This window comes from Shewanella sp. 10N.286.45.A1, from assembly GCF_041470405.1.
Lineage (GTDB): Bacteria > Pseudomonadota > Gammaproteobacteria > Enterobacterales > Shewanellaceae > Shewanella.
This window is the reverse complement of the sequence record NZ_JBFRMK010000256.1, coordinates 1-11,170: the sequence shown is the minus strand read 5'-3', so window position 1 is coordinate 11,170 and position 11,170 is coordinate 1. Positions and strand designations below refer to the sequence as shown.

Sequence of the window (11,170 nt, the reverse complement as noted above, 5' to 3'; positions counted from 1 at the left end):
AAGTGAACGGCATTACCCTCGGGTCGCTTTTTCATTAAAGTAAATAGCCGCTACTTTTTAAGGACGGTAAACCTTAACATTACTGTAACCCTGTTCCTGCAAATAAAGCGCCTGTAGCTTACTCATCACACCGCGGTCGCAATACAATAAGTAAGTCTTCTCTTTTTCTAAGTCTGCGAATTGAGTCGCCAACTTGTAAAACGGAATGGTCTTGATTTCGATCCCTTCGATTGCTAGCGGATCTTTCTCTTCTTCTTCAGGCGCACGCACATCAATAATCACTTCATCAGCACTGATTGCAGCTACAGTTTCAGCTTCTGTAATTTTGGTGTCCATCTGAGTTGCAATCTCTTTGATGTCAATAATGACAGCATCTTGAATTACTCTATCAATCAAATCTTCAGAAAACTTAGCTTCTTCTGCTTCTACTTTTGACAGTACCGCTTTGACAGTTGGCTTCTGTGAAATCACGCCGCAGTATTCTGGGATAGACTTAGCAAAATCTTCCGTACCAATTTCACGGCTTATATTGATAATATCTTGCTTATCCATTGCGATTAGCGGCCGCAATATAAGTTGCTCAGTACAGCGATCGATAACATTTAGATTCGTCAAGGTTTGGCTAGAGACCTGCCCCATCGCTTCACCAGTGACTAATGCTTGAATACCCATTTTGTCAGCAACACGTGCAGCTGCTCGCATCATCATACGCTTAAGTACAACGCCCATCTGACCATTGTCGACTCGCTCTAAAATCTCTTGCACAACAGGATCGAATGGCACAGAGATAAACTTAACTTTGTGTGACTCACCGTATTTCTGCCATAAATGATAGGCAACCTGCTTAACTCCAATTTCGTGTTGATCGCCACCTAAATTAAAGAAGCAGTAGTGTGTACGCGAACCACGCTTGATAAACTGATAGCTAGAGACACCTGAGTCGAAACCGCCCGATATCAGTGACAACACATCTTCTTGAGTCGCCATAGGGAAACCACCAAGACCTTGAATGCGTTTATCAACGAGATAAAGCTGTTCGTTATCTATCTCTAGATTTACCGTCATGTCAGGATTTCTAAGGCGTACGCCAGCCGCATCAGTAAACTGATTTAAGCCACCACCAACATAGCGTTCAACTTCAATAGAGTTAAAATCATGCTTACCGGCACGCTTTACGCGCACACAAAATGTCTTCCCTGCTAGCTGGTCTTTATATACTGCCAAGGTTTGCTGATAGATATCATCAACAGACTCAAAAGTGCTTACATTCACTTGCAGCACATGGGCAATTCCAGGAATACAACCTAAGCGCTCGCCAAATGCTTCAATCAAATCAGGTCTATCATCTGGCACCATCACCATGATTTTGTCCCATTGACGTTGTACTTTTGCAGACTCATCTACTTTTTTAAGTACATTACGAATGTTGGTTTCAAGCATTTTGGTAAAGCGCATTCTTACCGGCTTGCTTTTCATCATGATTTCAGGGAACAGTTTTACGATAAATTTCATTGGTCTTCCGCGGGGGCAAATTTAAACAGCAATAGGTGGATTATAACAATATCCCGACGCGTTTGCGTATATCTGATCTGGCATTATCAGCGAATATTCGTCTTTGTAACCATGAAAGTTACATATAAAGCAGAGGAAAACCTAAATGGAGTGCAGATAGCAACGCTAGCTGCTATCTGTTTGAGAGGCTAGATTAACTATTTTGAGACTTGGATCTCGTCAGATTCTTTTGGCTTGCCTTGTTCGATAGCGATTTCGACACGACGATTACGCGCCCTATTAGCTTGAGAGTTATTCTCGACCAATGGCGCCGATGAGGCCATCCCTACGACCTTAAGCCGCTGCTGATCGAACCCTTTCACTCTGATCATTTCATGGGCAACCGCTACAGCCCGTTTGCTTGAAAGATCCCAGTTTGAGCTATAAAGTTCATTCGAGATATTCCAATCATCAGTATGGCCAGACACAGTAACAATACCAGGAACGTCTTTTAGCAGCTCACCGACTCGTCTAACAATTGGCTTAAAGCGCGGCTGTAAAAAGCCAGAACCCGATGCAAAGGCACCTTTTTCACGGATACGAATAATAATCTGTTGCCCGAGAGATTCTATTTCAATCGCGCCATCAACAATCTCTTTGTTGAGCTCTTGCGCCATTTTCTTAACTTGCTGGTTAATTTGTTCCTGTGCAGCAGCTTCTGCTTTAGAGGCTTCACTTATAGACTCAGAAGTTGACTTGGCGAGCGCTTGTGCATCTTCTTGCTCTTGGGCTGTCGATGATGACTCGCCGCCACGCTGCTCACCACGTTGCTGCTGTACGCCACCTGCACTGTCATCTTCACCTGCCTGAAACTCTAACATCGGTTCAGTCATTTCATTAGTTTGCTGATTGATGATTTCAATTGGAGTCGATTCAGGCCTCCCGGGCCTAAATTCCAATGCAATGACAGAGGTTCCCTTAGGAATATCTTTAACTTCTACTTTATTTTGCACCCCAAATGCATACTTCATTGAGCCAGCAATCTGCTTAAACTTCATTACATCCATTTCTGAAAATGCGAGTAACAGTACAAAAAAGCACATCAACAAGGACATCAAATCAGCAAAGGTTGCCAACCACAAGGGAGCACCAGGTGGTGGGCAGTCACATTTGACTTTTTTAGCCATGGAGCTAAGCCCCGTCCAAGGTATCTATAGTACGAGATTTTTCAGAAAGGTAATTTTTAAGGAACCCCTCAATAACACGAGGGTTCTGGCCGTCTTGTATCGCCAATACCGCATCCATAATCAGATTACGGTTAAGCATCTCTTCATTCATACGCAGTGACAATTTATCCGCAATCGGTAGCGCAACCATGTTAGCGATTACGGCGCCGTATAGTGTCGTAAGCAGTGCAACCGCCATTGCGGGTCCAATCGATTTAGGGTCGTCCATATTTGATAACATGCCAACCAAACCGATCAGCGTACCAATCATGCCCATCGCTGGCGCAACATCACCAATAGACTTAAAAATTCCAACACCGGTTTTATGGCGCTCTTCAGTCAAAGCGATATCTTTTTCCAGCGCGTCACGAACGACGTCCCCATCGTGACCATCAACCAGCATGTCGACCGCTTTTTGCATAAAACTGTTGCTAATTTCAGCCTCTTCCAACGCTAAAAAACCACCTTTTCGAGCGGCGTCAGCCATAGTAATTGACTGTTCAATCAAATCTTCAGGCTTATCAATTTTAAAGATAAACGCTTTCGCGGCGATTTTGGCAGAACCGAGAAATTGCTTAAGGTTATATTTCATCATCACGACAAATAGTGAACCAATCATCACAATTAAGATTGAGGGCACATTAATGAAGATGCCGATCCCACCGCCACTTGCCATCGCCATGATGACGAAGCCAAAAGCACCAATCAGTCCTATTAGGGTTGCTAAATCCAAAATCGCTCCTCAAATACCAATATAATCACGCAGCTAATGCAATCAAATGCTCACAATAATAACTAAAAACGCTAGCGTCGATAAAATCCATAAGCGACAATATTACGCTTGCAACGTGACAGCAAGCATCACGTAAATAAACGGCTAAATAGCACTCACATTTTCAACATTGCACCTAATATAACGACCAAAGTTAAGATCTCTTGAGTGATATTTCCCGCACTTGTTACGTTAAATCCGTTAAAATAGATCCCAAATGTATATTTCACGTATTCACTCAACAGACTATAACCAAAAGCGGCTGATGAGATTGCGTAAATAAATACCCTATAAGTGGACTTTTTTCACACGAAAACGTGCTTTTGTGCAAATAGTCAACGGCTTAATTTGACCCTTGTGCCCTGCTGATATACTTTGTGTATCGCTTAATTCTAGGAATGATCATCGTGGCAAAAAAACCAGAAAACCTCTCTTTTGAAGAATCACTTTCCGAACTAGAAAAAATAGTTGCTGACTTAGAGCACGGTGATGTCTCACTCGATGATGCATTAAAGCAATTTGAGCGTGGAATTAAGCTGGTGCGAAATAGCCAGGGTAAACTCGAAAATGCCCAACAAAAAGTCGCTGTGCTTATGGCTGATGAGGGTGTTGACACGCTTAAGCCTTATGACATTGAGGGCGAGTAATTGTTAGCAGAGTCACTTGTTACCTACCAACAACGTATCAACCAGCAGCTCGCTGCTCGTATTGATGTGCTTGACGATATCGACCCTAAGCTAAAAGCTGCGATGAAACATGGCGCACTAATTGGCGGCAAGCGTATTCGACCGTTCTTGGTTTATGCCATCGGCGATATGCTAAACATTAAACTCGAAACCTTAGATTCTTGCGCCGCGGCAATTGAATGTGTTCATGCATACTCACTTATCCATGACGATCTTCCCGCCATGGATGACGATGCACTGCGCCGTGGTCAGCCAACCGTGCATATCGCCTTTGATGAAGCCACAGCGATTTTAGCGGGTGATGCCCTGCAAGCTCTGGCATTTGAAATCATCAGTGAGCCTATTGAAAACATTGCCCCATCACAAAATTTGGCTATGGTTAAAGCCTTGGCAAATGCCTCTGGTTACAGTGGTATGTGCGGCGGTCAGGCGATGGACTTAAGTGCCACAGATGCACAGATAGAACTAGCAACCCTTATCCAGCTGCATAAACTCAAAACCGGCGCACTCATCCGCTGCGCAGTCGAGTTTGCCATTATTGCTGCAAAGATTAACGATGACGAACGACAAGCTTTACTCGATTTTGCTGATGCCATAGGGCTAGCATTTCAAGTACAAGACGACGTTTTAGATATTATTGCCAGTACCGAAGAGCTTGGAAAACCTCAAGGTTCTGACACAGATTCAAATAAGAGCACTTATCCGAAGTTGCTTGGTTTAGAAGGTGCTCAACAAACTGCTGCAAGTTTGATTGAGGACGCACTATCAGCGCTGGCTAAATTACCATACAATAGCCAGTTAATTGCCGAATTCGCCCGTTATATCATTGAGCGAAGAGTATAAATAAGAGACAAAGAATCTCGATATGAGTTTTGATATTTCTCAATTCCCTGTGTTAGCACAGGCAAATACCCCAGATGAGCTGAGACAGCTCCCTCAAGCCGTTCTGCCACAATTGGCTGACGAACTTAGAGGTTTCCTTTTGAAGTCAGTGGGTAAATCAAGTGGCCATTTTGCATCAGGCCTTGGCACTGTCGAACTGACAGTGGCGATCCACTATGTCTATAACACACCATTTGATCGACTTATTTGGGATGTTGGCCACCAGGCCTACCCTCATAAAATCCTTACTGGTCGTCGAGAAAGAATGCACACTATTCGCCAAAAAGGTGGAGTTCATCCTTTCCCATGGCGCGAAGAGAGTGAATACGACACCTTTAGCGTTGGCCACTCAGGCACTTCAGTAAGTGCTGCACTTGCTATGGCTGTTGCTGCTGAAAAAGAGCAAGCGGGTCGTAAAGTGGTCTCCGTAATTGGCGATGGCGCTATGACTGGCGGCATGGTGTTTGAAGCCATGAATCACGCAGGCGATCTACACAACGACATGCTGGTGATCCTCAACGACAATGAGATGTCTATCTCTGAGAACGTTGGCGCACTCAACAACCATCTTGCTCAGCTTATGTCAGGACGTTTCTACACCACTATCCGTGAAAACAGCAAAAAAGTGCTTAAAGGCATGCCTGTTATCAAGGAGATGGCGAAGCGAACTGAAGAGCATCTTAAAGGCATGGTTGTGCCCGGTACTATGTTTGAAGAACTAGGCTTTAATTATATTGGCCCAATTGATGGCCATGACGTTGACGCCTTAGTTGAGACCTTACGCAATATGCGTAACCTCAGCGGACCACAGATTTTGCATATCATGACTAAAAAAGGTCGTGGTTATGAGCCTGCTGAAAAAGATCCTATCGGCTGGCATGCTGTGCCTAAGTTTGATCCGTCAACCTTTGAGAAGCCAGCTAGTAAGCCAAGCGACCCAACCTTTTCACAAGTGTTCGGTAAGTGGCTTTGTGATGTGGCAGAGAAAGATGAAAAGCTATTAGCTATTACCCCAGCAATGCGCGAAGGCTCGGGTATGGTTGAGTTTTCTCAGCGCTTCCCCAAACAGTATTTCGACGCGGCTATTGCCGAGCAACATGCAGTGACCTTGGGTGCAGGTTTTGCCTGTGAAGGTTATACACCAGTAGTCGCTATCTACTCGACCTTCCTGCAACGTGGTTACGATCAACTGATCCACGATGTAGCGTTGCAAAAACTACCCGTGGTTTTTGCTATCGATCGCGGCGGTATTGTTGGTGCAGATGGCCCAACTCACCAGGGGGCATTCGATTTAAGTTTCATGCGTACCGTGCCGAATATGGTCATCATGGCACCGTCTGATGAAAATGAGTGTCGTCAGATGCTTTATACTGGTTATTGCTACAAAGAGGGGCCAACAGCTGTACGCTACCCTCGTGGCAGTGCAACTGGCGCTAAACAAGTTGAAACCATGACGGCAATGCCAATTGGTAAAGGTTTAATAAAGCGCACAGGGCAAAAGGTTGCCATCCTAAACTTTGGTACTACGCTGGCAAATAGTTTAGTTGCCGCAGAAGCGCTTGATGCCACCGTCGCAGATATGCGCTTTGTAAAACCGCTTGATGTCGACTTAGTAAAAGAGTTAGCTGAAACCCATGATGTGCTAGTTACCGTTGAAGAGAACGCCATTATGGGCGGCGCAGGCTCAGGGGTACTTGAGCTACTGCAAACTTTGAAACTGCCAAAGCCAGTACTGCAAATTGGTCTGCCTGATGAGTTTATTAAGCACGGCGCACCTGATGAAATTATCAGTGAACTTGGGCTTGATGCCGCTGGTATAGAAAAGCAGATTGCTGACTACTTAGCGTAAACGACTTAAACAGCAATCAACACAAGACATAAAAAAGGACTGCGATTGCAGTCCTTTTTTACTTTATAGCGTTGGGGTTTTAGCTTAAGCGATAGCTAGCTGTCTCAGCTGTCGCAGGCATGTTGTTTAAGTAGCTTTTTAAAGCTATTAGTCATTAACATTACCGTTAAAATAATCGACGATCCCACTGCCGAAATTTCAAGACTATGGCCAGGCTTATTCAGTTCAAAAAATAACACTGCATTGTATAAATAATCGCTCCAAATTGCCAGAAGCGTAAAAATTAAAACCGTCAAATTGACTTTTTTCTGTTGTTTGCTTAACTCTGCTTCTATTTTAGAAATCATACTTAATCCTCAATAATATCAGCCTATTAGTGGCTGCTGGTCTTACTACAAATTAAATAGCTTACTATCTCCTTTCGCATAAATTTTGCAGTAGTCAGTGACCTTATGCTCTCGACGATTTTTTTGGCAAGCCTCTAGTGCAGCTTTATTCGCGCTTTGTTGATCTTTTCTGTTAACGCTATATCCCCATGAAAACGCGCCATCATCGTCAATAGCGACGGCAAAGGCTTTGGCTTCTTTATAATGGAAATATTGATTGAACCCCTTATTAATACTGTCTCGATAACTCTCTCGGGGAGTGGTCTTAGGCGTTTCCTTTTCATCAATTAATGCTTGTACGTCTGCTTGACTGGACAAAGATAAAGTCGTTAAAAATTGCTGCGCTTCTTCACTGCTACGTCGTTTTAGTCCTGAATATATTTTATGATTAAAGGATGTTTTTTCATCACTATCTAACGAAACATCAGCTAAGTGTTTTAGCAAAAAATCGGGGGAGGAATAACTTAACTCATCTAACAATTGTATTTTAAAACTATTGATATCTATGCCATCTTGTTGGGACAACCAAGCCCATGCTTGCTCCGATTCATCATCTGGCCACTGGCTTAGAATATCCGTTAGTTCGGTTTTTTTGTCTGAAGCATCAGCCAGTCGTTTATTTGCTGCCGCTTCCGGGTTTACATACATCCAAGTATGGTAGGCATCTTCGATAACCATTTTGCGCTCATCAACATCCTCTATCTCGTTTAACTTGGCAAAAACATCATCTGGTGAGATTTTTAGCCATTGCCTAATTGCGCTGTCAAGTAAGCCAATATCGTTAAGCTTACTGAGCTCATCATAAAAGCCGCTACATTCATCACTGGTTTCTAAATCAAAACTAATAGAGTAAAGTTCTGATGATATATCAATCTCTTTGTTTTTATACTGCACAAGCAAATGCATTAGCTCCTCTAGATCGTGCTTAGCGAGTATTGAAATAAACTCATGATTAGCAGGAACACCGGTGTCACTGTCAGCGCTTACAAGGCCTTCTTCGAAGAGCTCAAAGCCAAACTCAGGTTCTTTTGCTGCTAAAACAGCTTTTACATGTTGTAAATAAGGATCGCTATCGGGCAATGGGTTGTATTTCTCAATAAAAGGTAATACTTTTCTGGGCGCAAGCTCAATTAACTGTGACGTTATTAACGGCAGTAACAAATCGCGCTGAACTTTGTTTCTACTATCTAATGTTATTGATAGTGTTTCTAGCTCGGTAAGTGAAAGCTCACTGATAATGCTGTAGAGCTTTATGTGTGCTGTTTTATTTTTTGGGTTTTCTTCTAAATCCAGTAAAAGCTGCTCTATTTCTGCATATGTATTAGCAATATTCTTACTGATGTCTGGTTCGCAAGATGCTAGTTTATCGCTCCCCTCTATGTAACTTATATCTGCATGCTCTGTACTGTTATCACCACCTGGTACCGAGGTTTTACTCACTTCAGAGGGAGAAGGTATGCTAGTGAATCCTCCTAGCCAAAAGCCGAATGTAAACGTAACCGCAATGGCCAATAACCAACGTATTGTCTTCAATTATTTAGTCCTTTAAATATTTGTACAGGTTGTTATTTCAGACGTAAATTTGTGTCAAACTTAAAAATAAAGCTATTGAATATATTTATATCAATAACATAAAGATACTTTCAGTTAGCCGCAATGATTCAACGCTAAGCTTTAGCTATTTTCAATAAAGTGATACAGATACACACGCGCCATTCATCTTCCCAGTCGATATCCCAACTATCATCATATGACCCTACAAATTCAACTCTTTCCATCTCCTCTTCTGCGCCTGGTTCAGCTGAATCGGGTGGCCGATGATTTCCATCCGTGCCGGCATGCGCTATGTTAGTCATTGACAATGACCAATCCATGATACTAAGTGAATGAGTCGTAAAAGATTCCTTTCCAATGCTTCGTGTGGGTTCTATCGAAGTAAACATGCAAACTCCGCCTAGGAGCATATAAGTCGCTTTGTAGCGCATAATGTTGAAGTCCTTTTCATTTAAATTAACGACTCCGAATATAGCTATAGTGAGAGCGCCTCCCTAGTGATGTAAGCTGATATAAGCTGATGAATGGTGATGCTGAACGAGAAGCTCAGTCATAAAAAATGCCAGTAAGCTTTCACTTACTGGCATTTCAACTTGTTTAATCAGCTCAATCTATTTGGCCACTTTATTGGGTAACCCATTTGGAAACTAGCCTTGAGAAACCATCACCATTGCTGGGCGCAATAGACGCTCGTTAAGAGTGTAACCTTTCTGCATTACCATCATCACAGTATTGGCTGGGAAATCAGTGCTTGGCTGCATACCAATCGCTTGGTGAAGCTCAGGATTAAACGTTTCGCCTTGTGGGTCAACTTGCGTCAAACCAAACTTTTCAACTGCACTAACAAAACTCTTAGCCGTTAACTCAACGCCTTCATAAATGGCTTTGGTTGCTTCAGCTTCAGCATCGGTTCCCTGAAGCGCACGCTCCATGTTATCGAGTACTGGTAGCAGTTCATTAGCAAACTTTTCAAGTGCGAATTTACGGGCTTTCTCGACATCAATCGCTGCACGACGACGAATGTTGTCCACTTCAGCAGCCGCTCGGATCACTGAGTCTTTTTGTGAATCCACAGTTGATTGTGCTTCTTGCAAAGCCTTCTCTAGCTCTTCAACTCGAAAGTTCGCTTGAGTCAATTCGTCCATTAAAGAGGCTTCATCACTACCTTCAGTCAGTAACTCACCCTCTACAATTGATTCAACTTGCTCATCAATTTGGTTGTCTTGTGCTTTATTTGTTTCGTTGCTCATTTCTGCTCCAGCTAAAAATGCTTTGTTTCTGCATGCTCTGGGCATATTATGGGGATCAATTTTGAGGTTTCAAGGCCTAAAGCCGGATCTGACACAAATATGAGCAATACCTTTCACACTATTGGACTTATTGGCAAACCTAACCATGAAGGAACTAATCTCACCCTAAAGAGGTTGCATCATTGGTTAACAATGCAGGGCTACAGCGTCTTGGTTGAGGAGCGCGTTGCCGCCGATGTCGGCTCACATACTCATTCGGTCGACCTATTAGAAATTGGCGCGAAATGCGATCTCGCCATTGTTGTTGGTGGTGATGGTAATATGCTGGGTGCTGCACGTGTATTGGCTAGATTTGATATCGCCGTTATTGGGGTTAACCGCGGTAACTTGGGCTTTTTAACCGACTTGCCACCTGACTCCTTTGAAGAAGCTTTGTCAAAAGTACTTGAAGGTGAATTTGATACCGAGCACCGTTTCTTACTTGAAGCAGAAGTACACCGTCATGGTGAGCTTAAATCGAGTAATACCGCAGTCAACGAAGCCGTACTTCACCCGGGTAAAATTGCCCACATGATTGAGTTTGAAGTCTATATCGATGATAAGTTTATGTATAGCCAACGTGCTGACGGAATGATTGTATCAACTCCAACGGGCTCAACCGCTTACTCGTTATCCGCAGGAGGCGCGATCCTAACGCCTAACTTAGAAGCGATGATTTTGGTACCGATGTTCCCACACACTCTCTCTTGTCGGCCAATAGTGGTCGATGCCTGCAGTATTATTAAACTGGTGGTGTCGCCACACAATGGTGACAACTTAGAGGTGAGCTGTGATGGCCACGTCAATTTATCGGTGCTTCCAGGTGATGAGATTATTGTCAAACGCAGTGCTGATACATTACGCCTGATTCACCCGAAAGGGCACAACTACTTCCATGTATTACGAACCAAGTTAGGCTGGGGCAGTAAGTTATTTTAAATTGCCCTCGGAGTCGGTAGTTAGGCTACTGACTCTGTATTTTCAGCCATTTACACACTGTCTTTTATCCGCAACAAGCTAGGGGCTGTTAATCTT

Annotated in this window: 11 protein-coding genes; 4 read left to right on the top strand and 7 right to left on the bottom strand. The window is 43.3% G+C overall.

Annotation, left to right across the window (positions count from 1 at the left end; translation table 11 throughout):
- Positions 1-57 precede the first annotated feature (57 nt).
- The 3 genes from thiI to pomA all read right to left on the bottom strand — a co-directional run bounded on the left by thiI (position 58) and on the right by pomA (position 3,450).
- On the bottom strand, positions 58-1,512 hold the full coding sequence (thiI, locus tag AB4238_RS17730) for a tRNA uracil 4-sulfurtransferase ThiI (RefSeq protein WP_372034642.1): 1,455 nt from the start codon (positions 1,510-1,512) through the stop codon (positions 58-60).
- A 197-nt stretch (positions 1,513-1,709) separates the two neighbouring features.
- Positions 1,710-2,678 carry a flagellar motor protein MotB gene (locus tag AB4238_RS17725; protein WP_372034641.1) on the bottom strand — a complete coding sequence of 323 codons (969 nt, stop codon included), beginning with the start codon at positions 2,676-2,678 and terminating at the stop codon, positions 1,710-1,712.
- A 4-nt stretch (positions 2,679-2,682) separates the two neighbouring features.
- Complete coding sequence (gene pomA, locus AB4238_RS17720; RefSeq protein ID WP_372034640.1) at positions 2,683-3,450, bottom strand: flagellar motor protein PomA; 768 nt, start codon at positions 3,448-3,450, stop codon at positions 2,683-2,685.
- Positions 3,451-3,896: 446 nt separating this feature from the next.
- On the opposite strand from pomA, the gene xseB reads away from it, so the two are divergent.
- From xseB to dxs, 3 genes are read left to right on the top strand one after another with little or no spacing between them, the layout of a single operon-like run.
- Positions 3,897-4,136 (top strand): exodeoxyribonuclease VII small subunit, encoded by a 240-nt coding sequence (gene xseB, locus AB4238_RS17715; protein ID WP_220737266.1) that lies wholly within the window; start codon positions 3,897-3,899, stop codon positions 4,134-4,136.
- Positions 4,137-5,018: a (2E,6E)-farnesyl diphosphate synthase gene (gene ispA, locus AB4238_RS17710; protein WP_372034638.1), complete on the top strand. Its 882-nt coding sequence runs from the start codon at positions 4,137-4,139 to the stop codon at positions 5,016-5,018.
- Positions 5,019-5,040: 22 nt separating this feature from the next.
- The gene (gene dxs, locus AB4238_RS17705) at positions 5,041-6,906 is read left to right on the top strand and encodes a 1-deoxy-D-xylulose-5-phosphate synthase (protein WP_372034637.1); all 1,866 of its coding nucleotides are present in this window, start codon (positions 5,041-5,043) and stop codon (positions 6,904-6,906) included.
- 104 nt (positions 6,907-7,010) lie between these two features.
- Here the strand turns inward: dxs and AB4238_RS17700 are convergent, their stop codons facing one another.
- The 4 genes from AB4238_RS17700 to grpE form a co-directional block, all read right to left on the bottom strand.
- Complete coding sequence (locus tag AB4238_RS17700; protein WP_372034635.1) at positions 7,011-7,253, bottom strand: hypothetical protein; 243 nt, start codon at positions 7,251-7,253, stop codon at positions 7,011-7,013.
- 45 nt (positions 7,254-7,298) lie between these two features.
- A complete protein-coding gene (locus tag AB4238_RS17695) occupies positions 7,299-8,825 on the bottom strand; it encodes a hypothetical protein (protein WP_372034634.1) in 1,527 nt (508 codons plus the stop codon).
- Positions 8,826-8,959: 134 nt separating this feature from the next.
- Complete coding sequence (locus AB4238_RS17690) at positions 8,960-9,148, bottom strand: hypothetical protein (protein WP_372034633.1); 189 nt, start codon at positions 9,146-9,148, stop codon at positions 8,960-8,962.
- Positions 9,149-9,493: 345 nt separating this feature from the next.
- Positions 9,494-10,096 (bottom strand): nucleotide exchange factor GrpE, encoded by a 603-nt coding sequence (grpE, locus tag AB4238_RS17685; protein WP_372034632.1) that lies wholly within the window; start codon positions 10,094-10,096, stop codon positions 9,494-9,496.
- A gap of 99 nt (positions 10,097-10,195) precedes the next feature.
- Here grpE and nadK point away from each other — a divergent pair, with 99 nt between their 5' ends.
- Positions 10,196-11,074 (top strand): NAD(+) kinase, encoded by an 879-nt coding sequence (gene nadK, locus AB4238_RS17680; RefSeq protein ID WP_372034631.1) that lies wholly within the window; start codon positions 10,196-10,198, stop codon positions 11,072-11,074.
- Positions 11,075-11,170: the final 96 nt, after the last annotated feature.

Coding starts and splice junctions, on each gene's coding strand:
- thiI (WP_372034642.1), bottom strand. CDS start 1,512: ATGAAATTTATCGTAAAACTGTTCCCTGAAATCATGATGAAAAGCAAG.
- AB4238_RS17725 (WP_372034641.1), bottom strand. CDS start 2,678: ATGGCTAAAAAAGTCAAATGTGACTGCCCACCACCTGGTGCTCCCTTG.
- dxs (WP_372034637.1), top strand. CDS start 5,041: ATGAGTTTTGATATTTCTCAATTCCCTGTGTTAGCACAGGCAAATACC.
- AB4238_RS17700 (WP_372034635.1), bottom strand. CDS start 7,253: ATGATTTCTAAAATAGAAGCAGAGTTAAGCAAACAACAGAAAAAAGTC.
- AB4238_RS17690 (WP_372034633.1), bottom strand. CDS start 9,148: ATGACTAACATAGCGCATGCCGGCACGGATGGAAATCATCGGCCACCC.
- grpE (WP_372034632.1), bottom strand. CDS start 10,096: ATGAGCAACGAAACAAATAAAGCACAAGACAACCAAATTGATGAGCAA.
- nadK (WP_372034631.1), top strand. CDS start 10,196: ATGAGCAATACCTTTCACACTATTGGACTTATTGGCAAACCTAACCAT.